The organism is Catellatospora sp. NPDC049111 (genome assembly GCF_040648615.1).
In the GTDB taxonomy this organism is placed as follows: domain Bacteria; phylum Actinomycetota; class Actinomycetes; order Mycobacteriales; family Micromonosporaceae; genus Catellatospora; species Catellatospora aurea.
In genome coordinates this window covers 1-24,991 of the sequence record NZ_JBEZEB010000034.1, presented here as the reverse complement: position 1 = coordinate 24,991, position 24,991 = coordinate 1, and the positions used below count along the sequence as shown (strand labels likewise).

The following is a 24,991-nucleotide window of genomic DNA, read 5'->3' as shown; positions in this document are numbered from 1 at the left end:
GATGCCGATCACCGAGCCGAACCCGGGGGAGTACCGCAGCACGCTGCGGGCGCCGGACGACTTCGACGCGTTCTGGGCCCGCACGCTGGCCGAGGCGGGCACGTACCCGCTGGACGCGCGCTTCACGCCCGCGTGGCGGCGCACGGTCGAGGTCCACGACGTGACCTTCGCCGGGTTCGGCGGGCACCCGGTCAAGGCCTGGCTCGCCCTGCCCGCCGGGACCACCGAGCCGCTGCCCTGCGTGGTCGAGTTCCCCGGCTACGGCGGCGGCCGCGGGCTGGCCCACGAGTGCCTGCTCTACGCCGCCGCCGGCTACGCCCACCTGCGCATGGACGTACGCGGCCAGGGCAGCGGCTGGAGCCACGGCGACACCGGCGACCCGGTGGGGACCGGGCCGCAGCATCCCGGGTTCATGACCCGCGGCGTGCTCGACCCCGACACCCACTACTACCGCCGGGTCATCACCGACGCGGTCCGCGCGGTCGCGGCCGCCCGCGCGTTCCCGCTGGTGGACGCGGCACGGGTCGCGGTCACGGGGGAGAGCCAGGGCGGCGGCCTGGCCCTGGCGGTCGGGGCGCTCGTGCCGGACCTGGCGGCCGTCGCGTCGGACGTGCCGTTCCTGTGCGACCACCGGCGCGGCGCGGAACTGGCCACCGCCGGGCCGTACCGGGAGGTCACCGCGTATCTCGCCGTGCACCGCGACCACGAGGCCCAGGTGTTCCGGACCCTGTCCTACAGCGACGGGGTGCTGTTCGCCGAACGCGCGACGGCCCCGGCGCTGTTCTCCGTCGCGCACATGGACGCCAGTTGCCCGCCCTCGACCGTCTACGCCGCCTACCACCGCTACGCGGGGCCCAAGCAGATCGAGGTCTACCCGTTCAACGGCCACGAGGGCGGCGAGGCCGTCCAGGACGCCACCCGCCTGGCGTTTTTCGACGAGGCATTCGCGTACTGACCGCCGCCGCACCCCGGGGGACGGCTGCAGTTTCGGAGAAACCGCAGTAATCGCCGAGCTGATACGTGCAGTTTCCCGGAAAGTGCGTACCCGGTCGGCGGTCAGGGGCGTCGGGCGACGCGTTTGGCGTCGGCGATGGCGCGGTTGCGGCGGAGGTCCACCTCGTACAGCACGACGCGCAGCGACTCTTTCAACGTCTCCTGGTTGTCGCGCAGCGCGCCGCGGACCGCGGCGCGCACGACCAGGTACAGGACGAGCATCTGGACGGCGAACAGCAGGATTCCGAACAGGATCGGTGCGGTCATGGCGTGCAGGCTAACCGGCTCGCGCCAGCGGCGGTGCCCGGTCAGCCCGTCTTCGGATCGACCCAGGTGTCGTAGCAGACGCGCCAGCCGCCGCTCTCGTCCGCCAGGTTGTAGTGCCACAGCGCGGTCTTGCCGTCGGCGTAACGCAGCTCGGCCCGCACGTGGTAGAGCGTCGGACCCTCCGACTGGTCCACGATCGCGACCTCGGTGATGCGGTAGCTCTCGATGTCCGGCTCGTTGTTGTAGCTCGTCCACTCCGCCAGCGGGTACTTCTTGCGCTCGCTGTCGCAGACCAGGGCGTAGGCAGCCGGATAGTCGCCGTCGCGCAACGCGTCCAGGTAGGCGGTGGCCGCCTGCTCCATGCCGGCCTTCGTCTGCGGGTCGGCCCACATCCGGTAGCCGACGTAGGCGGGGGTGCCGCAGCACAGCAGCAGCGCGACACCGATCAGCGCGGGGATGAAGAACCGGTTCTGGTCCTCGTTCTTCGCCATGCCGTCCTTCCCATAGCCGGTGCTCTATCGGAGGGTACGGCCGTCGCGCCAGCGGTCACCAGCTGCGCGGGCGGTCCCAGCCGGGCGGCGGCTCGTCGGCGACGTCGGGGCCCCAGCCCGGTTCGGGGCGGAAGTCGCACCATGTTCCGTCGAACGGGAACACCCCGGCCTCGACCAGGCCGACGACCTCCTGCCCGGCCCGGCGCACCCGGGCCTCGTCCTCGACCCAGTAGTGCTCGGGCTGGGCCAGGCGCTCGGCGAACAGGTCCTCGTCCTTCCACCGCCAGCTGCGATCGGCCTCGATCCACAGGTCGAGGTCCCAGTCTGCGGTGTCCAGGCCCCCGAGCCGGTCGTCGCGCCACGCGACGCCGGGGCGCTCCAGGTTCGCGTACCAGTTGCGGAAGCGCCCGTCGTCGGCGAAGAACCAGCGGATCGAGTAGTCCGCGCCCGCCGGGTGCCACGACAGCACGCCGTGCCGGGCGACGAACGCCATCGGCCGCTTCGGCCCGGTGACCCACTCGGCGAGCGGCACCTGCGACATGGTCAGGTCGTCGAGGCGGTTGAGGTGCCAGCCGTACGTGCCGCGGGCGCACCACAACAGCAGGCCGCGCTCGTCGTGGCGCACCGCCCGCATCGGGTACAGCCCGCCGATCTGCCGGTTCTGGAAGTGGCGGACGCAGACCGGCTCACCCGGCTCGAAGGTCACCATCCCGGCAACCTATCCGACCCGGGGGCCGCGGGCCGGGAGCCACGGAGGGTCGCCTTGATAGGCAAGCAAGCACTTGCCTATAGTGGCTGACGTGGGTGATGTCTTCAAGGCGCTGGCCGACCCGACCCGTCGGCACATCCTCGACGAGCTGGCCGAGCGCGACGACCAGACGCTGTTCGAGATCTGCGTCCGGCTGACCACCAAGTATCAGGTCACCTCCTCGCGCCAAGCCGTGTCCCAGCACCTGGAGCTGCTGGAGGCCGCCGGCCTGGTGCGCACGCGCCGCGAGGGGCGCTACAAGTTCCACACCATCGACACCCGCCCGCTCGCGCAGATCGCCGAGCGGTGGATCAGGACGAAACCACAGGAGAACCCATGAGGATCAACGTCATGAGCATCATGGTCGACGACCAGGACAAAGCGCTCGCCTTCTACACCGACGTGCTCGGCTTCGTGAAGAAGACCGAGTTCCCGGCCGGGGAGTACCGCTGGCTCACCGTCGTCTCGCCCGAGGACCCCGACGGCGTCGAGCTGTCCCTGGAGCCCGACCAGCACCCGGCGGCCAAGCCGTTCAAGGAGGCCCTGGTCGACGACGGCATCCCGTACACCTCGTTCGCCGTGCCCGACGTCAACGCCGAATACGAGCGGCTGACCAAGCTCGGCGTCGTGTTCACCCAGCCGCCGCTGGAGATGGGCGTGGTCACCACGGCCGTCTTCGACGACACCTGCGGCAACCTGATCCAGATCGCGCACATGCACTGACCGGTGTCGGATAGGCGGCGATCCGGGGACGGAGACGGTTAGCCGACTGAGGGTACGGCGCACGGGCCCTACGCTCCCGGCATGCGCCGTACCCCTCGCCTTCTGCTGGCCGTCCTCTGTGTGCTGGCCGCCGGCACCGCCTGCGGCTCCGACAAGGGCGACCCGGTTGCCGCGCCCACCTTCGACACCGTCGTCAGCCCGAGCGCCGTCGCCGAGTCGCCGTCGGCCGCCCCGTCTCCGGCGCGCAGCTCGGCCCGCCCGTCGCCGGCCGCGCCGACCTGGCCGTCGCCGGCCGACTGCGTGTCCTACAACCCGAACAACCTGACCGTGCAGTACGCCGCCGGCATCCACCAGGTCATGGACGGCTCGAAGATCGTCGCGCGGGTGCACGGCGGACCCGGCGAGATCATGGGCGAGCAGGCCCTCGCCCTGGCACAGCGCTTCAAGCGGCACTGCTTCATCGGGCGCGGCAACGGCCGGGAGGACGCCAACGCGTACGTGTTCGACTACTGGCGCGACTCGTCCGGCAAGCGCACCACGATCCCCGGCGAGGACGACGCGTGCTCGTCGTACGACCGGGGCAACCTGCAGGTCAACGACATGGGCGGCGGGCAGGGCTGGCGGGTCAAGGACGACGACAACGTGCTGCACCTGTTCGACGACGAGTCCGACGCCCGCGACGGCCGCCTCGTGCTGGCCAAGTACGGCAGGATCTGCCGCATCGGCAGCCCGCCCGACGACGACCAGGACTACGTCACGTACGGGAAGTGAGGAACCGCCGCACGGCGGCGGTGAACTCGGCCGGCCGATCCTGGTGCACCATGTGCCCGGCGTCGATCACGGCCAACTCGCTGTGCGGCAAGGCCTGCGCCAGCTCCGTGATCGTCTCCTGACGTACGTAGCTGGTCGGGCCGCCGGAGATCAGCAGTGTCGGCACGGTGATGGCCCGTGCCTCGTCGCGCCAGCGCGGATCGGGCTCGTCGATCTGCGAACGCAGTGCCAGCACCGCGTCCCAGTCGAACGACAGCTCGCCCGCGGGCCGCTGCGGCGGCACGGGAGTACGCGGATACATCAGGCCCGCGTCCTCCACGACCAGCGCCTCGACCCGTTCCGGGAACCGGGCCGCGAACAGGTACGCCACCACACCGCCGAGGGAGTGCCCGACCACGGCGACCCGCTTGAGCCCGAGCACGTCCAGCAATCCCGCGACGTCCGCCACGAGCTGGTCGATCGCATATGCGGACGTGCGTTCGCTGCGCCCGTGGCCGCGCTGGTCCACGGCGTACACCCGCCACCGGTCGGCCAGCTGCTCCGCGACGGTGTCCCAGTCGCCCGGCCCGCCGCCGCCGATCCCATGCAGCAGCACCACCGCAGGCGCTTCCGGTTCGCCCCACGCCCGGTACGCCAGCCGCACCCCACCGACGTCCACCTGCTCGTAGTCGTTCATCACCCGAACCTATCCCGCCCGTCACGGTCCCTGGCCGGGCCGGTCCCGCAAAGTCGGTTGCGGACGGGCGGACAGGCCGTAGCCTCACGCTCGTGATCACAGAGGGTGTGGCCGGAGCGAACATGCTGACAGCCCGATGGGCGGCCGCGGTCGGCGACGGGGAGCCGACGGTGCTGTCCGGCGCGGGGGTGTGGCCGCTGCTGGCATACCTGTCGTCGGCCGCCGAGGGCGTCGAGCGGGCGGAGCTTGAGCAGGCCCTCGGGATGCCTACGGCCCCGGCCGTGGCGGCCGCGACCGAGCTGCTGGACCTGCTGCGCTCGGCGACCGGCACGCACGCGGCGCTCGGTCTGTGGGTGCACCGTTTGCTGCGGCTGCACGACGAGTGGCTCCGGGCCGTCCCGGCCGACTCGGTCGAGGTGCTGGCGGGCGCGGAAGTCTTCGACGCATGGGTGCGCAAGCACACCGACGGGCTGCTGGACGGCATGTCCACGCCGCCGGACCCGGACACGTTGCTGATCCTGGCGACGGTGCTGACGGTGCGGACCCGGTGGCAGGAGCCGTTCCTGGACGGCGTGCTCGGCATCGAGGACGGCCCGTGGGCGGGGCGGCAGTTCGCCTCGCTGCACCGCTGGACGCAGGACCGGGACCGGCTGGCGGTGTACGACACCGAGCACGGCCAGGTGACCGTGCTGTCCGTGGACGGCGTCTCGGACATCACCGTCGACCTGGTGATCGGCGAACCCGACGTGCCCACCGGCGCGGTGCTCGCGGCCGGCATCACCGCGCCGGACGCGGGCGGTCCACGCCGGCTCGGCTCCCAGCTCACCGCCGCGGACGCGCCGGGACTGCGGCTGGAGTCGAACGCCGCCCGCAGCGTGCCCGTGCTGTCCGCCTCGGTGCCCCGCTTCACCGTCTCGCGGGAGCACGACCTGCTGGCCGACGGCGAGCTGTTCGGGCTGCTCACGGTTGCCCGCCCGGACCGGCAGCGCCTGCCCGGGATGAGCGACACGCCGCTCGCGGTGGGTGCCGCCCGGCAGGAGTTGACCGCCTCCTTCACGGCCGAGGGCTTCGAGGCCGCGGTGGCGACGCGATTCGACGTCATGGTGGGCGGCGGGCTGCCGGATCAGTGGCGCGACGACGTCGGTGTCGAGTTCGACCGGCCGTTCGGGTTCGTGGTCCGGCACCGGCCGTCCGGGTTGGTGATGCTCGCGGGCTGGGTGACCGAGCCGGACCCACCGCTGCCGGTGCGCGAGTTCTCCCGCGGCGAGGACGACGACTTCTAGCGGCGACTCGCCACCGGGTGGCGGCGAAGCCCACCCCTGCGCGGGCTGGTCCGCGAGTCGCGGTCGACCAGCGCGGGCGGGTGATCAACGGGCCGGGCGCAGCCCTTCCCGGACGACCTCCAGCACGCGCTCCGGTGCGGCGTCGCCGCCGTAGCGCTGCATGGCCTGGCAGCCGACCATCAGGGTCTTGACGTCGGCGACCGTGACGTCGGCGCGGACCGCGCCCGCGGCCTGTGCCCGTACCAGCAGGTCGCGCATCGCGTCCTTGAACGCCTGCTCATGCTCGGGCATCACGGCCTCGATGTCGAAGCCCTCGCCGGCCAGCGCGTCGACCAGGCCTTTGTCGGTCGCGCCGGCGGAGGTCATCAGGTCGAAGAAGCCGAAGAAGGCCTCGCCCGGGTCAGCCGTCGCGGCCAGTTCGCGAGCCTGGCCGACCAGGTGCTCCACCCGGTCCACCACGATCGCCTGGTACAGCGCCTCCTTGGTGGGGAAATGCCGGTAGACGGTGCCCGCGCCGACTCCGGCCCGGCGGGCGATCTCGTCGATGGGCACGGCGAGGCCCTCGGCCGCGAACACCTCGTAGGCGGTCTGCAGCACCTTGGCGCGGTTGCGCCGGGCGTCGGCGCGCAGCGGCCGCGTGTTGCCGGTCATCGTGCTTCCCAGCGGGGGAGACGTGGGTCACTGGCAAAACGGGGCGCACGTTCCGTATAGTAAGTGGGGCGCACGTTCCGATTATATGCACTCCGAGGAGACGCCATGAACGCCACAGCCACGGCGGGCCGCTGGACCGCCACGGACGTGCCCGACCAGGCAGGCCGCGTCGCCGTGATCACCGGTGCGAACACCGGCATCGGGTACGAGGCCGCCAAGGTGCTCGCCGCCCGCGGCGCAACCGTGGTCCTCGCCTGTCGCAACCCCGAGCGGGCCGACGACGCGCTCGCCAGGATCGCGGCGGCGGTCCCCGGAGCCCGCGCCGAGTTCCTGCGGCTGGACCTGACCTCGCTCGCCTCGATCCGCGAGGCCGCCGCCGAGCTGCGCGCCCGCCACCCCGAGATCGACCTGCTGGTCAACAACGCGGGCGTGATGTGGACGCCGCGCAGCACCACCGCCGACGGGTTCGAGCTGCAGTTCGGCACCAACCACCTGGGCCACTTCGCCTTCACCGGGCTGGTGCTCGACCGGCTGCTGCCCGTCGTCGGCTCCCGGGTCGTCACGATCAGCAGCATGGGCCACCGCACCGGCCGGCTCGACTTCGACGACCTGCAGTCCGAGCACTCCTACGGCCGCCACCGCGCCTACGGCGCGTCGAAGCTGGCCAACCTGATGTTCACCTACGAACTGCAGCGCCGCCTGGAGGTCGCCGGTGCGAACACCGCTGCCGTCGCCGCGCATCCGGGCGGCGCGGGCACCGAACTCGTCCGCAACTCGCCGCCGCTGATCCGGTTCCTGTACCCGCTGTTCGAACCGCTGATCACCCAGAGCGCCGAGCGCGGCGCGCTGCCGACCCTGCGCGCGGCGACCGACCCGTTCGCGCGCGGCGGGCAATACTACGGACCGGACGGTATCGGCGAGGTCAAAGGCTTCCCGAAGCGCGTCGGCTCCAGCTCCCGCTCGCACGACAAGCTCGCCCAGCGCCGTCTGTGGCAGGAGTCGCTCCAGCTCACCGGCGCCACGTTCCCTGTCTGACCGACCACCGACCACTAAGGACACCGACATGCCCGCCATCCTCGCCGCACTGGGCGCGACCCCCAGCGGAGCCCGCGCCGAGCGGGTGCGCCGGTCGCCGCACTTCCGCGACGGCTCCTTCCGCAACAGCACGCCCACCCGCACCATGGTCGGCGGCGAGAGCCGCCCCAGCGTGCGCGAGTTCCTCACCGGCGGCGAGCGCCGCCGCCCCAGCGCCCCGGTGCCCCTGGTCACCGGCGAGGCCGCGACGTCCGCCGACGGGCTGCACCTGACTTGGTACGGCCACGCCACCGTGCTCGTCGAGATCGAGGGCGCGCGGGTGCTGCTCGACCCGGTGTGGAGCGACCGGTGCTCGCCGACTCCCGGGATCGGCCCGAAGCGGCTGCACCCGATGCCGGTGGCGCTGGCCGACCTGCCGCGTATCGACGCGATCGTCATCTCGCACGACCACTACGACCACCTCGACATGCCCACCGTGCAGGCGCTGACCCGCAGCCAGCAGGCCCCGTTCCTGGTGCCGCTCGGGGTGGGCGCGCACCTGGAACGCTGGGGCGTGCCCGACCACCGGATCATCGAGCTGGACTGGGAGGAGAGCGCCGACGTCGCGGGCCTGACCCTGACCGCGACCGAGGCCCGCCACTTCTCCGGCCGCACCCTGCGCCGCAACGGCACCCTGTGGAGCTCCTGGGTCATCGCGGGCGAGCAGCGCCGCGTCTTCTACACCGGCGACTCCGGCTACTTCGACGGCTACGCCGCGATCGGCGAGCGCCACGGCCCGTTCGACGCCACGCTGATGCAGATCGGCGCGTACGACAAGGGCTGGCCCGAGATCCACATGTTCCCCGAGGAGGCGGTCGCCGCCCACCTCGACCTGCGCGGCGACCTGCTGATCCCGGTGCACTGGGCCACCTTCAACCTGGCTCTGCACCCGTGGGCCGAACCCGTCGACCGGCTCTGGGCCGAAGCCAAGGCCTGCGACGTCAACCTCGCCGTGCCCCGCCCCGGCGAGCGGGTCGACGTCACCGCCCCGCCTGCTCTCGACCCCTGGTGGCAGGCGCTGTCCTCCTGAAACCGAGGCGGCCCGGCCGCGTCCTGTCGGACGTTTGGCCGGGCCGCCTCGTGCGCTCCGGTCAGCGAGTCCGGCGCGTCTTGACGCCCGACGGCTCGAAGTCGTACAGGGTCTCGTTGATCCGCAGACCGTCGACGGCGCCGATCCACATGAAGTCGCGGCCCTTGCCCACCGCTGCGGTGTAGATGGTCGCCGGGTCGCCGCCGTCGGCGTCGAGCCTGGTCTTGACGTCGGCGAAGGAGCACTGGGTGGTCAGGTTGCAGCCGGTCACCGTGCCCGCGGCGCCGGTGAGGAACCAGGTGCCGTTCTGGGTCGCGTCGATGAACGGGCTCCACTGGTTCGTCGGCGTCGTCAGCGCGGCCGGCACCCATACCAGCGTGGAGTAGGTCGTCGCGTTCGAGGCCAGGTTCGGGTCGATCTCGAACCTGATGTTGGGCAGGTTCGCCGCGCCGCCGTACGAGACGTTCTCGCCGGTCTGGAACACGTGGAAGCCGACCCGGGTCAGCCCGGACACCGGCTTGCCGAAGAAGTCGACCTCGTTGCCGAAGTCGACCTTCTCGACGAACGGAGTCGTGCCCGGGACGACAGCCACCTCGATGCCGAGGCTGCCCTGGCCGTACGGCGGCCGCGCCTGGGGGCCCGTCACGCCGAACGAGCCGAACGGTCCGTTGCGCAGGTCGGCGACGGGGGAGCCGATCGTGTTGCGGGTGATCACACCCCAGTGGTCCCGGTTCCCGCCGTCGCCGTCGCCCTCCGCGGACGCCGATCCGGGGGTGACCGCGGCGATGACGGCGACCAGCGGCACCGCCAGCAGCGCCGTCAGCCAGCGGCGCTTACCGATGCGAGTCTTCACGCGCACTCCTCGTGGATGTCGGTTGTCAGAGCCCGGTCACCGTAACGTGACGGTATGTAATGGAGTGATTGCGACATGCGGTGTATATGCCACATTTGTCCTCATGCGCCGAAGCGGGTTCATCGAGTGGTCCGGGCGGTGCCGTGGGCGTGCCTACAGCACCGCCCGGACCCGGTGCAGTCCTCGGGTACTTTGACGGCGACGGACCGGCGGGGGAGGGCGCGCTGACAGGGACAGAGGCGAACACTCCGCCCGCGCCCCGGCGCGGGCTGTGGCCGCTGCTGGTGGCACAGACCCTGTCCGCGCTCGGCGACTCGTTCTCGTACGTCGCGATCCCGCTGCTCGTCCTGCACGCCACCGGCTCGGTCGCCCAGATGGGCGTGGTCACCGCGCTCGGCGGCGCGGCGACGCTGGTCACCGGCGTGTTCGCCGGCGTCGTCGTGGACCGGTTCGATCGCAGACGCCTGCTCGTCGGGTGCGACCTGGCGAGACTGCTGCTGTACGGGAGCATTCCGCTGGTCTGGCTCGCCGGGCCGCGGCCCTGGTTGCTCTACCTGGTGCTGCCCCTGGCCAGTGCCTTCGGCATGGTGTTCCGGGTGGCGCACGTGACCGTCGTGCCCAGCCTGGTGCCCGCCGACGAGATCACCCGCGCCAACAGCCGGCTGTTCGCGGCGTCCTCCACGGCATACCTGGTCGGCCCGGCCCTGGCCGGTCTGCTCTCCGGCCGGTTCGGCCCGACCACGGCGATCGCGGTCGACGCGGCCACCTTCGCGGTGTCCGCTGCCGTGCTGGTCCTGCTCCGCCTGCGCCCCGTCGGCGCGCCTGCGGACCCGGCCGAGAGTGAGCGGCCGATGGACGTGCTGCTGGCCGGGGCGCGGTTCATCGCGCGGCATCCGACCCTGCGCCCGATGACGGTGCTGCTGACCGTCCTGAGCAGCCTCACCTTCGGCCTCACGGACGTGGTGATCTACCGGCTGAAACACGACCTCGGCCAGAGCGACGGCACCGTCGGCTACGTGCTCGCGGTCGGCATCGTGGGCACGCTGCTGGGGTCGGTCGCGGTGACCCGGCTGCGGCGGCGGTACGGCTTCGCGCCGACGTGGACCGGGGCGTGGGCGCTGTGCGGCGTCGCCATGGCCGGGATCGGGCTGGCCGGCCGGGTTCCCGTGGTGGCCGCCGCCGCGACGGCTGTGCTCGGCTGCAGCGCCGTGGCCGGTATCGCGTCGATGTCGCTGCGGCAGGAGGTGACCCCGGCGCCGCTGCTCGGCCGGGTCACCTCGGCGTTCTGGACCCTGCACTCCGCCCTGACCCCGCTGGGCGCGGCGGCGCTGACGGCCGCGGCCGCGGGCTACGGCTCGTCGGCGACCCTGATCGCGGCGGGCGCGCTGTGCACGGCCACCGCGGCGACCGCGCTGTGCACGCCGCTGTTCCGAGTGCAGCCGGACCGTGCACTCGGTGCAGCGGATGCCCTGGTCGAGCAGGGCGACGGCGGGCGGCTGCCGGATGGCGTGTGAAAGGCGTGTGGGTATCTCGACCGCCCCTGGCCGGTGTTCAGCGTCAACATGCCGGGTGAGGACGTTATGAACACCGTCGAGGTCAAGATCGGACGCTACGACGCAAAGATCGGTACCTACGGGGTCGACGAGAGCCAGACCCAGCGCTTCTACACCAAGATCTGATCGATCCGCCTGACGTGCGGATGCGCGGAGGCCGCGCTGCCTGGCGCGGCCTCCGCACCCTTCGGAATACGCGATCGACTGCTACTCGCACACTTTCCATTCGCCGGCCTCCACCACCAGGTGGAGGGTGAACGGCCGAGGGTTCACCGGATCGGTCACGCGGAGCGTGACGTCGGCGGCCGTGCTGCCATCACGCTGCATGAGGTCGGTCTTCACGACCGTGTAGCTGTGGATTCGCCGGCCGAATTGCTGGGCGGCCTGGATGGCGATGTAATCGGACTCGCTGAACCGGGCATGCAATTTGGCACACTGCCGGCCGTAGGCACTGTGGAGGTGATCGGCCCTAAGCTCGTCGAGATAGACGAGGGCGGCGGCCTTCGCCCGCTCAGTCGCTCCAGCGCCGGTGGGATCGGTCTCCTTGACGGTCGTCGGTTCTGGTGTGGCGGCCGCGGGCCGCCCGGTCATGGCAGACCTGACCGGGCCCGTCACGTCGTGAGGACTGCGCAGCAGGAAAGGCCCGCAGACCACGGCAGTCCCGGTGACGAGCGCGAGGTATAGCGTCACCTTGATACGGGTCTTCCGCAGGCTGCTCTTGGCCGGGGACTGAGTCGGCGGCGCGTCGATCATGGGACACAATAGGAACGATCGTTGCGAGGTTGGCGTTCCCGCGTACGGTCCGGGATGCGGACCGATCGGCTGGGGCTGCTTTCCGAGTGCGGGCCGCGTGGCGGGGCAGCGCCCCGCCGGTCTCGTCGCCAGCGTGCTGTCACTCTCCGTGCACGCTTGCCGCGACGGTGCGTAGTACCCGGCGTGCCGGGATGTCGTACCCGCGTGGACCGAACCGCCGCCCGGTTGGCAGAGGAGTGGCTGATGGCCACTCGGGTTTCTCTCCATGTGCCTCGTGTTTGGAGAGGATTTGCGCGAATCTGGTCGGTGCATGTCCTTTTGTGGCAAACTCGAAACGGATCGCGGAGGTAGGAACTATGACTGCGGGTATTCCAGCCCACTATCCGGAAGAAGTTTGGCTCGGAATTGATCAAGGAAGAGTACGGGCTCGCAACGTTTACTACGTTCGAGACCCCGGTTTTTCATCCGAACTAGAAAATCTGCAACGACAAATCCTCCAAGCGCTCGAACGACGCAGTGTCGGTCCTATCACAATCACGTACTTTGCTGAAATTGCTACGGTGGCAACCATGGCTCGGATGGAACATGGGGAGCCACTCTTCTCTGACGATGAAATATATCAAGGTCTCCTCTGGTGGCGGGCTTGGCTCAATGACATCGCCGACCGATAAGTGGCAAGAGGACGACTACGCGCGGCGAAAGGACCGCTTGGAGCGCAAAAGGAACCACGCAGGCTCCTTGGGCGTCATTGCCTCAGCATTTGCCGTCGCGTCGCTGAGTACGGCAGCGAACGATATCTACGACGGCGTGCCGTATGCGTTTCGTGCTTTATTGCTAACCTGCATTACGGTCGCGGGCATCTGTATTGCTAAGTCTTACGAGCGTTATCGTGCGTCGCTATGGCACTTGGACACTGCAAAATGGAACGACGACCGCCAGGCCGCCGAGCCCGGGGCCTTGCCTGGCCCGGAACGCCCTCTTGCGCAATACCTGCGGACCTATTACCCCGAATGCGCACGCAAGTACCTTCTGGCTGGAAAATATGCTTTGATCATTGCAGTCGGCAATCTCCTCTTCATTGCATGGTATCCAGTGCTGAAGAATTTTGCGGTGCTGGGCTAATGCGCGTGTTTGATCGCTTGTAGAGTCTGCCTGCCTCAGATCGCACGTCCTCCCGTCAGTGACCAGTCCCGCATCTCGAGCTCTTCCAGTAGGCCGGGCGGCTACTTCTTCTTCCGCCTCTGCCAATCGCCGGCGGTCGGCGGCACTGCTGAGCTCCCTGGAGCCGCCGCGCTGTCAGGTACCGGGTGATGTGCGACAGAGTGATGCCCGTAGACGTGCGACAGACGCAGCGCCAGTCGTACGCGCTGCGTCGGCTAGGTGAGATCGGCCCGGACGCCGTACCTCGCGACGAACTCCAGAAAGTCCTCGGCGACACGGGTCGGTTCGCCTACGTCGTGGTAGTAGAACCAGACTTCGCCGCGACACTGACCGTTCTCCACCGGGAAGCCCCAGAAGTCTCCCGTACCCACCGGTGCCAGGGCGACGGCAGAGCCGACGGGGAACTCGGCCCGGCTTACGGAGACGATGTTGTCGGTATCGTTCCGAGACCTGCCCGCCCGCACGGGCAGCAAGTCGATGAAGCCGAACATGCCGCCGCCATACCTTGCCATGAACGTCTTGTATTGGGTCGGCAGCGTCGCGCCAAGTGCCCGCTCCGCGTCGGCGACTTCGTCCGATGACGCGGTCCGGGCCTCGATCAGCCGGAACTCCTCCTCGTCGAACTTCGTCGCACGAGCGCGCAAGGGCTCAACGAGCGGGTCGAACTGCTCGAACTCCATGGACGCCAGGTTAGCCAAGTTCGCGCCCGCGAATCGGACCGAGGCTTCCGCACGACAGTTGGTGCCGAAACGTCGCGATGCCGGGCAGTTAGGACCGTACCCGCCGTGCCATTGATGACATGTTCGGCGAGAACGGCCCTGACGGCCTGGCGACGGCCTGCCGCCATGATCAGGCCTTCAGGGAGATCACCTCACATAGATGTTGGGGGAGGGTGGGGTGGTCATGCCGTCGCCGATGAAGAAGCTCGGGTGGGGCGGCTGGTTGTAGGCCGTGTTCTGCCAGGCGATGGCGACGCGGTACATCGGGTCGTGCATCAGGGTGTGGATGCGACGGTCGGTGGTGTTGGTGGTGGCGTAGATGCGCAGGGCGGTGTTGTCGCTGGTGCGCCAGATGACCTCCTCGCGCCAGTCGCCGAACAGGTCGCCGGACAGGGCCGGGGTCGCCTTGGTGCCGTTGTTGGAGGCGACGCCGCCGGCGGTGAGCAGGCGGGTGTCGCCGCCGGTGCCGTACTTGTCGATGCGGGTCTGGTCGAGAAGTTCCCGGACCGGGTCGCCGTCCCACCAGACCAGGAAGTTGATCGAGCTGGGCTCGCGGCCGAGGGACGCGCCGTTGGCGGTGTTGCGCAGGGTGGTGTCGGATGCCGACCAGGCTTCCGCGCCGGGGCTGCCGGCCCAGATGTCCCCGGCCACGCCGCGGCCGTTGTCCGCGCCGGAGGCGGTGGACCACAGAACCTGGCCGGTACGCGCGTCGGCGAGCCAGGAGCCGGGCTGGCTGGTCGACTCGCTGACCTTGAAGACCTCCAGCCCTGCTCGGCCGGGGACCAGGTCGCCGACGTGCAGGGCGTCGCCGTGGCCGCGGCCGGTGTTCCACAGCGGGGAGCCGTTGTCGTTGATGGTCATCGCGCCGAAGATGATCTCGTCGCGGCCGTCGGCGTCCACGTCGCCGACGGACAGCTGGTGGTTGCCCTGCCCGGCGTACGCGCTGCCGGCGCTGTTGGAGTCGAACGTCCAGCGCCGGGTCAGCGAGCCGTTGCGGAAGTCCCAGGCCACGATGACGGTACGGGTGTAGTAGCCCCGCGACATGATCAGCGATGGCCGGGTGCCGTCGAGGTAGGCCGTGCCGGCGAGGAAACGGTCGACGCGGTTGCCGTAGCTGTCGCCCCAGGACGAGACGGTGCCGCGAGCCGGTTCGTAGTTCACCGTGGACAGGGCCGCGCCGTTCAGGCCGTTGAACATGGTGAGGTATTCCGGCCCGGACAGGATGTAGCCGCTGGAGTTGCGGTAGTCGGCGCTCGCGTTGCCGATCACGGTGCCGACGCCGTCGCGGGTCGCGTCGGCGGTCTTCATGGCGACCTCGGCGCGGCCGTCGCCGTCGTAGTCGTACACCTGGAACTGGGTGTAGTGCGCCCCGGCCCGGATGTTGCGGCCCAGGTCGATGCGCCACATGCGGCTGCCGTTGAGCCGGTACGCGTCGACGTAGACGTTGCCGGTGACGCCGGACTGGGAGTTGTCCTTGGCGTTGTCGGGGTCCCACTTGAGCACGATCTCGTACTGGCCGTCGCCGTCGAGGTCGCCGACGGAGGCGTCGTTGGCGGAGTAGCCGCTCGCGGGAGCGGAGATCGGCACGTCGAGGTAGTTGCCGCCGGTGAAGCGCAGCGACGACTCCGAGGCTGCCTGCTCGGTGCCGTTCAGGACGGCGCGCACCGTGTACGACGCGTCGGCGGCGGCCCCGCTGTCCAGGTAGTTGGTCGAGTTCGTGATCGGCGAGGAGTTCACCTTCGTGCCGCCGCGGTACACGTTGAAGCCCGTGCTGTAGGACTCGGTGCCCAGCAGCCGCCAGGAGACCAGGTTGGCGCTGCCGGAGCGGACGCTGACCAGGCCCCGGTTCAGGTCCTCCATCTGCTTGGCCCCCGACGGCGGCGGGCCGGACGGCGACGGGCTCGGCGAGGCGGGCGCGGACGGTGACGCCGAAGGCGACGCGGGCGGTGACGCCGACGGCGCGGCCGAGGTCGGCGCGGGTGCGCCGGTGCAGGTGGTGCCGTTGAGCGCGAAGCTCGCCGGGGCCGGATTGGACGTGTTGTTCCAGGAGGCGTTGAACCCGAACGCGGTGCTCGCGTTGGTGGCGATGGGGCCGTTGTAGCCGGCGTCGGTGACCGACACGTTCGCGCCGGACTGGGTGAAGCTGCCGTTCCAGAGCTGCGTGACGGCCTGCCCGGCGGTGAAGGACCAGGTCAAGGTCCAGTTGGTGACGGGGTCGCCGAGGTTGGTGATGGTGACGTTGGCGCCGAAGCCGCCGCCCCACTGGTTGGTGACGGCGTAGTCGACGCGGCAGCCCGCGGCCGCCTGGGCGCTGACCGCGGTCACGACGCCCGCGGTCAGGACGGTGACGGTGGCGGCGGTGAGCACCGCGAGCCGCCGTCGGGTACGAGTGGGCATGATGCCTCTCCCGAGGATGGGTGGACCGGGGCGACGCCCGGCACGGAGATCGGGGCCTGGTCCAGGCGGGGTTCCGTCCGCGGGCGCGGTGTGTCACGGCCCGTGCGGTGGAGGACGGAGTCGACCGGCCTGGCGTGGATGCATGCCCGGTGCATCCGTTTCGCCCATAACGCGGTAGCGTGCCCTGCTCCCGGCAAGGATGTTAGACCTGTCGATGCCTCCTCACAAGCCACCCCCCACCCACCGCCCAGCCCGAAGGAAGGGCACCTTCCCATCGCCATGCGTTGTGCAAGGTGCCCTTCCCATCACCTCGAGGCCGTGGCCTGCGGTGATGGTCGCGTGATCCGGTCGCGGCCCGGAAAGCGACGTGCACCGGGTGCGTCACCTGCGCTAACCTCGCCATCTTGATCACACGGGGAGGTACCACGGTGAAGCTTGCCGAAGCGCTGGCGCTGCGTGCCGACGCCGTACGCCGGGTGGAGCAGCTGCGCGCCCGGATCGTCGGCAGCGCCCGCTACCAGGAGGGCGAGGAGCCGGCCGAGGACGCGGCGGCGCTGCTGGCCGAGTCCGGTGAGGTGCTGACCGAGCTGGAGACGCTGATCAGCCGGATCAACCGCACCAACGCCACCGTGAGCACGGCGGGCGGGCTCACGCTGACCGAGGCGCTGGCCCGCCGCGACGTGCTGCGGATGCGGCACTCGGTGATCACCGCCGCGGCCGACGCCGCCGCGGGCCGTGACCAGCGCGGCATGGCCGTACGCCAGCTGCGCTCCGAACTGAAGATGCTCACCGCGCTGTCGGTGGCCGAGCTGCGCGCCCAGGCCGACCGGCTCGCCCGTGACATCCGCGAGGTGGACGTGGACATCCAGCGCGCCAACTGGGAGGCCGACCTCGTCGACTGACTCCTGGGGAGGTGAAGCAGGTAGCCGTCGCGGAGGCGTGCACTACCGCGGACCGGCGGTTCCGGTCCACTTTCTCCGGCGCGCGAAGGGCAGCGCGGGGGTTCAACTCCCCGGTCACCACGTATGCCCCCACGGCACACATGTGATGGCGCACAGGGAACAGCACACCACCGCGTGCAGATCCGTGACGGCGAGGGCGGGCTCGGGGCACGCACCTCACCCAGGTTAGGAAGGGCACCTTCTACAACGCGGAGCGTTGTGAAGGTGCCCTTCCTTGCTCTCAAGGCAACAGCATGCGGGACAGGCGGCGGGTGGCGAGCCAGGAGCCCAGGGCGGCCATGGCGAGCAGGTAGCCGACGGCGACGAGCATGCCGGGGTGCAGGTCGCCGGTGGTGAGGCCGCGCAGCAGTTCGATGCTCTGGTAGAGGGGCAGGGCGGCGACGACGGGTTGCAGCACCTGCGGGTAGACCGACAGCGGGTAGAACGTGGTCGCGAACAGGAACATCGGGAGCATGACCAGCTGCAGGTACTGCTGGTGGTGGAACTCGCGGATGACGGTGATCGCGGCCATGCCCGCCGCCGAGAAGGCGTACGCGACCAGCACGCACGCGGGCAGGGCCAGCAGCGCCCACCACGAGTGGACCATGCCGAACCCGGTGATCACGAGCAGGAAGCAGGCCGCGGACAGGGTGCTGCGCAGCACCGACGCGGCGATCTCGCCGTGCGCGATGTCGCGGACGGTCAGCGGGGTGGTGACGATGGCGTCGTAGAACTTCTCGAACCGCAGCCGCCACCAGACCGAGCCGGTGGTCTCGCTGATGGCGCTGTTCATGGCCGAGGTGGCCAGCAGCGCCGGGGCGACGTACGCGGCGTAGGCGATCGCGCCGCCGTCGCCGTCGATGAGCTGTCCGATGCCGACGCCGATCGACATCAGGTAGAGGAACGGCTCGAAGACGCCGTTGACGGCGAGGTTCCACGGCCGCCCTTTGCGCAGCACCCACAGGTGCCGCAGGACGATCAGGTGCGCTGCGGGCATCAGGGGTCCCTTCACGGGTGCAGGTTGCGGTGGTAGGTGCGCCGGGCCACGAGGTAGCCGGCGAGCGCCAGGGCGGCCAGGTACGCGGTGTGGGTGAGGCTCCCGGCCCAGGTCGCGGTGCCGAGGGTGAGCGTGCGGCACAGCTCGACGCCGTGCCACAGCGGGGTGAGCGCGACCAGGTGCTGCACGGCCTCGGGCAGCTGGGTGGTGGCGAAGAAGGTGCCCGAGAACAGGTACAGCGGCATGACCACCCACTTGAACAGGGTCTGCACGGGCCGTACGTCGGGCAGGGTGACCGCCCAGGCGGCGACCGGCATCGCGAACGCGAACCCGGTGAGCACCGCGGCGGGCAGCGCCAGCACGGCCAGCGGCGACGCGGCGACCCCGAACATGAACATCACCGCACAGAACGCGGCCGCGCCGATGGCGATCTTCACGGCCATGAACAGCGCGTGCCCGTGCAGCACGTCGACCGGCTCCAGCGGCGTGGACACGGCGACCGGGTACGCCCGGCCGGGCATGCGCTGGTAGCTGACCGGGAACGCGGACTCGATCATGCCGTTCTGCATGGACGCGGCGGCCAGCATGCCGGGGGCGAAGAACGCCAGGTAGCTGACACCGCCCAGGGCGTCGACGTGCGAGCCGACCACGGCGCCCAGCCCGGCGCCGATGGCGACCAGGAACAGCAGCGGGTTGGCCACGCTGATGACGATGGTGCCCTTCCAGTTGCGCCGGTAGTGCAGCCAGCAGTAGCGGTAGAAGCGCAGGGCCATGCCCGGCGACTTGGTGGCGGTCGTCATCAGTCGACCAGCGTCCGGCCGGTGAGGGCGAGGAACACGTCCTCCAGGCTCGCCCGGCGCACCAGCGCGGTCAGCGGGGTCAGGCCGAGGGCGTGCGCGGCGGACAGCGCGGCGTCACCCTCGGCGGTGTACCACAGCAGCCGGTCGGGCAGCTCCTCGATCCGGTCGCCGGTCACCGACTGGCGCAGCTTGTCGAGGGCGGCGGCCTGCTCGCCGATGCCGAAGCGCAGTTCGAGGACCTCGCGGGTGGCGTGCTTGGCGATCAGCTCGGCGGGGGAGCCGTGGGCGACGATCTTCCCGCCGTCCATCACCACGAGCCGGTCGCACAACTGCTCGGCCTCGTCCATGTAGTGGGTGGTCAGCACCAGGGTCACGCCCTGTTGCTTGAGCCGGAACAGCCGGTCCCACAGCACGTGCCGGGCCTGCGGGTCGAGCCCGGTGGTGGGCTCGTCGAGCAGCAGCAGCTCAGGCTCGTTGATCAGCGAGCGGGCGATGGTGAGGCGGCGGCGCATGCCACCCGACAGCGCTTCGACGCGCTCGCCGGCCTTGTCGGACAGCTGCGCGAAGTCCAGCAGCTGGGTGGCCCGCTCGTCGATGAGGCGGGTGGGCAGTCCGAAGTAGCGGCCGTAGATGAGCAGGTTCTCGCGCACGCTGAGTTCGCTGTCGAGCGCGTCGTCCTGCGGCACGACGCCGAGCCGGGCGCGGATGCGGCGGCCGTCGGTGGCCGGGTCCAGGCCGAGCACGCGCAGCGTGCCCGCGGTGGGCGGGGAGACGCAGGCGATCATCCGCATGGTGGAGGACTTGCCGGCGCCGTTGGGGCCGAGGAAGCCGAAGGCCTCTCCCCGCTGGAGCGCGAAGTCGATGCCGTCGACGGCGGTGAAGGGGGAGGAACGTTTGTCCCGCGGCGGGTAGGTCTTGACGAGCCCCGTGGCTTCTGCGATCACGTCTGACACAGGCAGCAGCGTAGAAAATGTGATGCGAAATGTGCAAGAAATTTACATGCTCAAGCAAAATTCATACTTCACGGTATGAGCACCGCCGCGCCCTCGACCCGGTCGCCCGCCAGATCCGCGAGCGCCGCATCGGCCCGGTCCAGCGGGTACGGCGTCACGCTCACCGCCAGCGGGTGTGCCGCCGCCAGGGCCAGGAACTCGCGCCCGTCGTCGCGGGTGTTCGCGGCGACGCTGCGCAGCTGCCGCTCCTCGAACAGGTGCCGCTCGTAGTTCAGCACCGGGATGTCGGTGAGATGGATGCCCGCGATCGCCAGCGTCCCGCCCCGGTCCAGGGCGGACAGTGCCGGTGGCACCAGGTCGCCGACCGGCGCGAACAGGATCGCCGCATCCAGCGGCACGGGCGGCGGCTCGTCCGCGCCGCCCGCCCATACCGCGCCCAGGCTCAGGCCCAGCTCGCGCGCGGCGGGCGAGCGGGTCATCACGTACACCGTCGCGCCCTGGGCGATCGCGACCTGCGTGGTCAGGTGCGCCGACGAACCGAAGCCGTAGATGCCCAGCGTGCCGCCGGGCGGCAGCTCCGCCCGGCGCAGCGCCCGGTGACCGATGATGCCCGCGCACAGCAGCGGCGCGAGATGCGCGTCGTCGTAACCCTCCGGCAGCCGGTAGGCGTAGTCGGCGGGCACGGTGGCGTACTCGGCGTAGCCGCCGTCGGCGTCCCAGCCGGTGTAGCGGGAGGCCGGGCACAGGTTCTCCTGGCCGCGGCGGCAGTACACGCAGGTCTGGTCGGTGTGGCGCAGCCAGGCGATGCCCGCGCGCTCGCCGGCCGCCCAGCCGGTGACGGCGTCGCCGAGCGCGACGACTTCGCCGACGACCTGGTGGCCGGGGACCACCGGGCTGCGGTGCGGCGGCAGGTCGCCCTCCGCGACGTGCAGGTCGGTGCGGCACACCGCGCAGGCGCGTACGCGTACCAGCAGCTCGCCCGCGCCCGGCTCGGGCACCGGCCGGCGCACCGCCCGCAGCGGGCGCGTCGCGATCGGCCCCGGCGCGGCGACCTCCCACGCGGCCATGGTCTCCACACCCTCCATCATCGCCGGACCAGGCCATGTCGGGGCCCTGATCTACGATCGGTGCCATGAGCACAGCGGCGGGCGACGAGATCCCGAAGATCAGCGCACCGGCGAACCGGGCCCTCGACCTGGCGGGTCACACCACACTGTCCGCGATCTCCGAGCTGACCAAGAAAGACCTGCTCGACCTGCACGGGGTCGGCCCGAAGGCCATCCGCATCCTGCGCGAGGCGCTCGCCGAGCGCGGGCTCGGCTTCGCCGACGAGCGCGAATGATCATCTGCCGGTAGTCTCCCGTCACGACGACGGGGGAGGACCACCATGCGAGACGACGGCCTGGCGTACGGCGCGCGGCTGGCCCGCCACTACGCCGCCTCGGCCGCGCTCGCGCTGCTCAGCGACGCCGAACTCGCCGACCGGCTGGCCGCGGCGGAAGTGGTCGGCGTGGGCATCGGCGGTGTCACGGCCCGGCTCGACGTGGGCGGGACGGCCGTGTTCGTCAAACGCATCCCGCTGACCGACCTGGAGCGCCGCCCCGAGCACGTGCGCTCCACCGCGAACCTGCACGGGCTGCCCACGCACTGCCAGTACGGCATCGTCTCGCCCGGCTTCGGGGCCTGGCGCGAGCTGGCCGCGAACACCCTCGCCACCAACTGGGTGCTGGCCGGCCGGAACCCGGGTTTCCCGCTGATGTACCACTGGCGGGTGCTGCCCGGCGCCCCGGCCGTCCCCGCCGAGCACGCCGACCTCGACGTGACGGTCGCGTTCCTGGGCGGCGACCAGGCGGTCCGCGAGCGGCTGGAGGCGCTGGCGGCGGCCTCGGCGAGCCTGGTCCTGTTCCTCGAGCACCTCCCGCACCAGCTCGGCGACTGGCTGGCCGGGCCCCTGGCGGCCGGTGGCGAGGAGCTGATCGCGGCCTGCCGGATGATGGAGCAGGGCATGGTCGACGGCGTGGACTTCCTGCGGGCGCAGGGTCTGCACCACTTCGACGCCCACCTGCGCAACCTGCTCACCGACGGCCGGCGCGTCTACTTCGCCGACTTCGGGCTGGCGGTGTCGTCCCGGTTCGCGCTGTCCCCACAGGAATCGGCGTTCCTGGCCCACCACGCTGACCACGACGCCGGGTACGTCCGGATGACCCTGGTGAACTGGCTGGTCCACCGGGTGGTGGGCGTGCCCGTGCCCGGTGACGGCGGACCCGCCGAGCGCAACGCCTACATCCGCGAGTGCGCCGCCGGGAAGCGGCCGGACGGTGTGGTGCCGGAGCTCGCCGACATGATCGTCCGGCATGCGCCGGTGGCCTCGATCATGAACGACTTCTACTGGCAGCTGTTCGGCGGCGTGCTCGACACGCCGTACCCGGCCGCCGAGGTGGCGCTCGCACTGACCCGATGACTCCGATCGTGCAAGCACTTGCACGCAACGGTGCTACAAACGGTGATGTTGCGAGTCGGTTTTGGAATTGTTTCCGTCGACATCTTGCCGTGCCCGGGACACGGGCATAGGGTTTTGCCAATCCCCGCCCGGGGATGCGGTCCCGCTCACCGCCGTTCGCTGCCGGACATCCGATGTCCGGTGACGGAGGGTGCCACGCTCCCGCGCCACGCCACCCTCCGGCTGTGCAGGAAGGGAGTGCGTCATGGCAGTATCCCGGCGGAGGTTCGTCACCTCCGTGGCGTCCGGATCGGCGCTGGCCGCGACAGGCGGCGCCATCGCCGGAGGGCTCACGGCGGCGGCCCCGGCCGCGGCGGCCAGCCCGCCCGGCGACGTCGTCGGCAAGATATCGGTCGGCTACCAGGGGTGGTTCGCCTGCACCGGCGACGGGGCCCCGATCAACGGCTGGTGGCACTGGAGCAACAATTGGGGCCAGCCGCCGTCGCCGAGCAACAACGCGATCGTGTCCTGGCCGGACATGCGCGACTACCCCGCCCAATACCAGACCGCGTACGCGAACCTCGGCAGCGGCCAGCCCGCGAAGCTGTTCTCGTCCTACGACCAGTCCACGGTGAACCTGCACTTCCAGTGGATGCAGCAGCACGGCTGCGACACCGCGGCGCTGCAGCGGTTCAACCCGTTCGGCGGCGAGGGCCCGACCCGCGACGCGATGGCCGCCAAGGTCCGCACCGCGGCCGAGGCCTACGGGCGCAAGTTCTACATCATGTACGACGTCACCAACTGGACGAACATGCAGTCGGAGCTGAAGACCGACTGGACCACCAAGATGTCGGCGTACACCTCGTCCCCGGCGTACGCCCGCCAGAACGGCAAGCCGGTCGTGTGCATCTGGGGCTTCGGCTTCAACGACCCGGGCCGCCCGTTCGCGCCCGCGGCCTGCCTGGAGGTCCTGAACTGGTTCAAGGCCCAGGGCTGCTACGTCATCGGCGGCGTCCCCACCTACTGGCGGCAGGGGATCAACGACTCCCGCGCGGGCTTCTTCGACGTGTACACGGCGTTCAACATGATCTCGCCGTGGATGGTCGGCCGCACCGGCGACGTCAACGGCCTGGACTGGTTCTACACCAACGTCAACGTCCCCGACCAGGCCGAGTGCAACAACCGGGGCATCGACTACCAGCCGTGCGTGATGCCCGGCGACCTGTCCTCGCACCACCGCTACCACGGTGACTTCTACTGGCGGCACCTCTACAACATGATCCGCGTCGGCGCGCAGGGCCTGTACGTGTCCATGTTCGACGAGTACAACGAGGGCAACCAGATCGCCAAGACCGCCGAGAACGCCTCGCAGGTGCCGACCGACTCCGGCATCGTCACCCTCGACGAGGACGGCACCGTCTGCTCGTCGGACTACTACCTGCGCATCACCGCCGACGGCGGCCGCATGCTCAAGGGCCAGCTCGCGCTCACCGCGGTCCGGCCGACGCAGCCGGTCGTCGGCGGCCAGCCGCCCGTCGAGTCCGACCTCGCGCGCGGCAAGCCCACCTCGGCCAGCAGCACCAACGGCAGCTTCGTGCCCGCCAACGCGGTCGACGGCAACCAGGCCACGTACTGGGAGAGCGTCAACAACGCGTTCCCGCAGTGGCTGCAGGTCGACCTCGGCGCGGCCGCCACGGTCAGCCGGATCGTGCTGAAGCTGCCCGCGGGCTGGGAGACCCGCACCCAGACGCTGTCCGTGCAGGGCAGCACCAACGGCTCCACGTTCGCCACGCTGGTCAACTCCGCCGGGGTGGTGTTCAACCCGGCCGTGGGCAACACCGTCACGCTGAACTTCACCGCGGCCACGGCCCGCTACGTGCGGCTCAACATCAGCGGGAACACCGGCTGGCCGGCGGCGCAGTGCTCCGGCCTCGAGGTGTACGGCACCGCGCAGCCGCCGCAGAACGACACCCAGGCCCCCACCGCGCCGGGCAACCTGACCGTCACCGGGCAGACCAGCAGCAGCGTGTCGCTGTCCTGGCAGGCGTCGACGGACAACGTCGGCGTCACCGGCTACCAGGTGCGTCAGGCGGGCAACGTCGTCGCGGGCGCGACCGGGACGTCGTACACGGTGACCGGGCTGAGCCCGTCGACGACGTACAGCTTCACGGTCACCGCCCAGGACGCGGCCGGCAACACCTCGGCCCCGTCGAACACGGCTACCGCCACGACCAGCGCCGCCCCGGCGTCCAACCTGGCCCGCAACAAGCCCACCCAGGCCAGCAGCTACACCCAGAACTACGGGCCGGGCAACACCGTCGACGGCAACGCCGACTCGTACTGGGAGAGCGCCAACAACGCGTTCCCGCAGTGGCTGCAGGTCGACCTCGGCGCGGCGACCACGGTCAGCCGCATCGTGCTCAAGCTGCCGCCGCCGTCGGCGTGGGCCAGCCGCACCCAGACGCTGTCCGTGCAGGGCAGCGCCAACGGCTCGACGTTCAGCACCATCGTGAACTCGGCCGGGTACACGTTCAACCCGTCCTCGGGCAACACGGTGACCATCACCTTCCCGGCGACCTCCACCCGGTACGTGCGGCTGAACTTCACCGCCAACACCGGCTGGCCCGCCGGGCAGCTCTCCGAGTTCGAGGTCTGGGCGAGCTGACCCGCCCCCGCGGGTCGAGAACCGGCCCGCGGTCCGCGACGCCGACGCGGAC

The 24,991-nt window shown here is 70.6% G+C and carries 26 protein-coding genes; 13 read left to right on the top strand and 13 right to left on the bottom strand.

What is annotated here, in order from left to right; genetic code table 11:
- The first annotated feature begins 1 nt into the window (after position 1).
- Positions 2-955: an acetylxylan esterase gene (locus tag AB0B66_RS32295; protein WP_360537106.1), complete on the top strand. Its 954-nt coding sequence runs from the start codon at positions 2-4 to the stop codon at positions 953-955.
- A gap of 101 nt (positions 956-1,056) precedes the next feature.
- Here AB0B66_RS32295 and AB0B66_RS32290 read toward each other — a convergent pair whose 3' ends face one another.
- The 3 genes from AB0B66_RS32290 to AB0B66_RS32280 are packed head-to-tail and all read right to left on the bottom strand — an operon-like array spanning position 1,057 to position 2,460.
- Positions 1,057-1,260, bottom strand: a complete 204-nt coding sequence (locus AB0B66_RS32290; protein WP_360537105.1) for a hypothetical protein — start codon at positions 1,258-1,260, stop codon at positions 1,057-1,059.
- A 41-nt stretch (positions 1,261-1,301) separates the two neighbouring features.
- Positions 1,302-1,751 carry a hypothetical protein gene (locus AB0B66_RS32285; RefSeq protein WP_360537103.1) on the bottom strand — a complete coding sequence of 150 codons (450 nt, stop codon included), beginning with the start codon at positions 1,749-1,751 and terminating at the stop codon, positions 1,302-1,304.
- Positions 1,752-1,806: 55 nt separating this feature from the next.
- A complete protein-coding gene (locus AB0B66_RS32280) occupies positions 1,807-2,460 on the bottom strand; it encodes a DUF402 domain-containing protein (protein WP_360537101.1) in 654 nt (217 codons plus the stop codon).
- 82 nt (positions 2,461-2,542) lie between these two features.
- Between AB0B66_RS32280 and AB0B66_RS32275 the strand changes: the two genes are divergently transcribed.
- The 3 genes from AB0B66_RS32275 (at position 2,543) to AB0B66_RS32265 (ending at position 3,993) form a co-directional block, all read left to right on the top strand.
- Positions 2,543-2,839: a metalloregulator ArsR/SmtB family transcription factor gene (locus AB0B66_RS32275; RefSeq protein ID WP_360537099.1), complete on the top strand. Its 297-nt coding sequence runs from the start codon at positions 2,543-2,545 to the stop codon at positions 2,837-2,839.
- Complete coding sequence (locus tag AB0B66_RS32270; protein ID WP_360537097.1) at positions 2,836-3,222, top strand: VOC family protein; 387 nt, start codon at positions 2,836-2,838, stop codon at positions 3,220-3,222. Before AB0B66_RS32275 ends, AB0B66_RS32270 begins: the two co-directional genes overlap by 4 nt.
- Positions 3,223-3,303: 81 nt before the next feature.
- Positions 3,304-3,993 carry a hypothetical protein gene (locus AB0B66_RS32265; protein ID WP_360537095.1) on the top strand — a complete coding sequence of 230 codons (690 nt, stop codon included), beginning with the start codon at positions 3,304-3,306 and terminating at the stop codon, positions 3,991-3,993.
- On the opposite strand, the gene AB0B66_RS32260 is transcribed toward AB0B66_RS32265, so the two are convergent.
- Positions 3,977-4,669, bottom strand: coding sequence for an alpha/beta hydrolase (locus tag AB0B66_RS32260; protein WP_360537093.1), 693 nt, complete (start codon positions 4,667-4,669; stop codon positions 3,977-3,979). The genes AB0B66_RS32265 and AB0B66_RS32260 overlap by 17 nt on opposite strands.
- A gap of 92 nt (positions 4,670-4,761) precedes the next feature.
- Here AB0B66_RS32260 and AB0B66_RS32255 point away from each other — a divergent pair, with 92 nt between their 5' ends.
- Complete coding sequence (locus AB0B66_RS32255) at positions 4,762-5,952, top strand: serpin family protein (RefSeq protein ID WP_360537091.1); 1,191 nt, start codon at positions 4,762-4,764, stop codon at positions 5,950-5,952.
- Positions 5,953-6,036: 84 nt separating this feature from the next.
- Here the strand turns inward: AB0B66_RS32255 and AB0B66_RS32250 are convergent, their stop codons facing one another.
- Positions 6,037-6,603 carry a helix-turn-helix domain-containing protein gene (locus AB0B66_RS32250; RefSeq protein WP_360537089.1) on the bottom strand — a complete coding sequence of 189 codons (567 nt, stop codon included), beginning with the start codon at positions 6,601-6,603 and terminating at the stop codon, positions 6,037-6,039.
- A 105-nt stretch (positions 6,604-6,708) separates the two neighbouring features.
- On the opposite strand from AB0B66_RS32250, the gene AB0B66_RS32245 reads away from it, so the two are divergent.
- Together AB0B66_RS32245 and AB0B66_RS32240 are read left to right on the top strand one after the other, a co-directional pair.
- On the top strand, positions 6,709-7,638 hold the full coding sequence (locus AB0B66_RS32245; protein WP_360537087.1) for an SDR family NAD(P)-dependent oxidoreductase: 930 nt from the start codon (positions 6,709-6,711) through the stop codon (positions 7,636-7,638).
- 28 nt (positions 7,639-7,666) lie between these two features.
- Positions 7,667-8,707: an MBL fold metallo-hydrolase gene (locus tag AB0B66_RS32240; RefSeq protein WP_360537085.1), complete on the top strand. Its 1,041-nt coding sequence runs from the start codon at positions 7,667-7,669 to the stop codon at positions 8,705-8,707.
- A 61-nt stretch (positions 8,708-8,768) separates the two neighbouring features.
- Here the strand turns inward: AB0B66_RS32240 and AB0B66_RS32235 are convergent, their stop codons facing one another.
- Positions 8,769-9,560, bottom strand: coding sequence for a hypothetical protein (locus tag AB0B66_RS32235; protein WP_360537083.1), 792 nt, complete (start codon positions 9,558-9,560; stop codon positions 8,769-8,771).
- 284 nt (positions 9,561-9,844) lie between these two features.
- Here AB0B66_RS32235 and AB0B66_RS32230 point away from each other — a divergent pair, with 284 nt between their 5' ends.
- Complete coding sequence (locus AB0B66_RS32230) at positions 9,845-11,074, top strand: MFS transporter (RefSeq protein WP_360537081.1); 1,230 nt, start codon at positions 9,845-9,847, stop codon at positions 11,072-11,074.
- Positions 11,075-11,320: 246 nt separating this feature from the next.
- On the opposite strand, the gene AB0B66_RS32225 is transcribed toward AB0B66_RS32230, so the two are convergent.
- Positions 11,321-11,866 carry a hypothetical protein gene (locus AB0B66_RS32225; protein WP_360537079.1) on the bottom strand — a complete coding sequence of 182 codons (546 nt, stop codon included), beginning with the start codon at positions 11,864-11,866 and terminating at the stop codon, positions 11,321-11,323.
- A 609-nt stretch (positions 11,867-12,475) separates the two neighbouring features.
- Between AB0B66_RS32225 and AB0B66_RS32220 the strand changes: the two genes are divergently transcribed.
- The gene (locus AB0B66_RS32220) at positions 12,476-12,988 is read left to right on the top strand and encodes a hypothetical protein (protein WP_360537077.1); all 513 of its coding nucleotides are present in this window, start codon (positions 12,476-12,478) and stop codon (positions 12,986-12,988) included.
- 254 nt (positions 12,989-13,242) lie between these two features.
- On the opposite strand, the gene AB0B66_RS32215 is transcribed toward AB0B66_RS32220, so the two are convergent.
- Positions 13,243-13,707, bottom strand: a complete 465-nt coding sequence (locus AB0B66_RS32215) for an SMI1/KNR4 family protein (RefSeq protein WP_360537075.1) — start codon at positions 13,705-13,707, stop codon at positions 13,243-13,245.
- A 186-nt stretch (positions 13,708-13,893) separates the two neighbouring features.
- Entirely contained in the window at positions 13,894-16,143 is a 2,250-nt protein-coding gene (locus AB0B66_RS32210) for a cellulose binding domain-containing protein (protein ID WP_360537073.1), read from the bottom strand.
- A 428-nt stretch (positions 16,144-16,571) separates the two neighbouring features.
- Here AB0B66_RS32210 and AB0B66_RS32205 point away from each other — a divergent pair, with 428 nt between their 5' ends.
- Positions 16,572-17,045 (top strand): DIP1984 family protein, encoded by a 474-nt coding sequence (locus tag AB0B66_RS32205; RefSeq protein WP_360537071.1) that lies wholly within the window; start codon positions 16,572-16,574, stop codon positions 17,043-17,045.
- A gap of 280 nt (positions 17,046-17,325) precedes the next feature.
- Here the strand turns inward: AB0B66_RS32205 and AB0B66_RS32200 are convergent, their stop codons facing one another.
- The 4 genes from AB0B66_RS32200 to AB0B66_RS32185 all read right to left on the bottom strand — a co-directional run bounded on the left by AB0B66_RS32200 (position 17,326) and on the right by AB0B66_RS32185 (position 20,901).
- Positions 17,326-18,096, bottom strand: a complete 771-nt coding sequence (locus tag AB0B66_RS32200) for an ABC transporter permease (RefSeq protein WP_360537069.1) — start codon at positions 18,094-18,096, stop codon at positions 17,326-17,328.
- The gene (locus AB0B66_RS32195) at positions 18,093-18,881 is read right to left on the bottom strand and encodes an ABC transporter permease (RefSeq protein ID WP_360537067.1); all 789 of its coding nucleotides are present in this window, start codon (positions 18,879-18,881) and stop codon (positions 18,093-18,095) included. Before AB0B66_RS32195 ends, AB0B66_RS32200 begins: the two co-directional genes overlap by 4 nt.
- The gene (locus AB0B66_RS32190; RefSeq protein WP_360537215.1) at positions 18,881-19,822 is read right to left on the bottom strand and encodes an ABC transporter ATP-binding protein; all 942 of its coding nucleotides are present in this window, start codon (positions 19,820-19,822) and stop codon (positions 18,881-18,883) included. The genes AB0B66_RS32195 and AB0B66_RS32190 overlap by 1 nt, the downstream gene beginning before the upstream one ends.
- A gap of 80 nt (positions 19,823-19,902) precedes the next feature.
- Positions 19,903-20,901, bottom strand: coding sequence for a zinc-dependent alcohol dehydrogenase family protein (locus AB0B66_RS32185; protein ID WP_360537213.1), 999 nt, complete (start codon positions 20,899-20,901; stop codon positions 19,903-19,905).
- A gap of 65 nt (positions 20,902-20,966) precedes the next feature.
- Here AB0B66_RS32185 and AB0B66_RS32180 point away from each other — a divergent pair, with 65 nt between their 5' ends.
- From AB0B66_RS32180 to AB0B66_RS32170, 3 genes are all read left to right on the top strand, one after another.
- The gene (locus AB0B66_RS32180; RefSeq protein ID WP_360537065.1) at positions 20,967-21,176 is read left to right on the top strand and encodes a DNA-binding protein; all 210 of its coding nucleotides are present in this window, start codon (positions 20,967-20,969) and stop codon (positions 21,174-21,176) included.
- Positions 21,177-21,221: 45 nt separating this feature from the next.
- Positions 21,222-22,295, top strand: coding sequence for a serine/threonine protein phosphatase (locus tag AB0B66_RS32175; protein ID WP_360537063.1), 1,074 nt, complete (start codon positions 21,222-21,224; stop codon positions 22,293-22,295).
- A gap of 244 nt (positions 22,296-22,539) precedes the next feature.
- Complete coding sequence (locus AB0B66_RS32170) at positions 22,540-24,939, top strand: discoidin domain-containing protein (RefSeq protein ID WP_360537061.1); 2,400 nt, start codon at positions 22,540-22,542, stop codon at positions 24,937-24,939.
- The last annotated feature ends 52 nt before the right edge of the window (positions 24,940-24,991 follow it).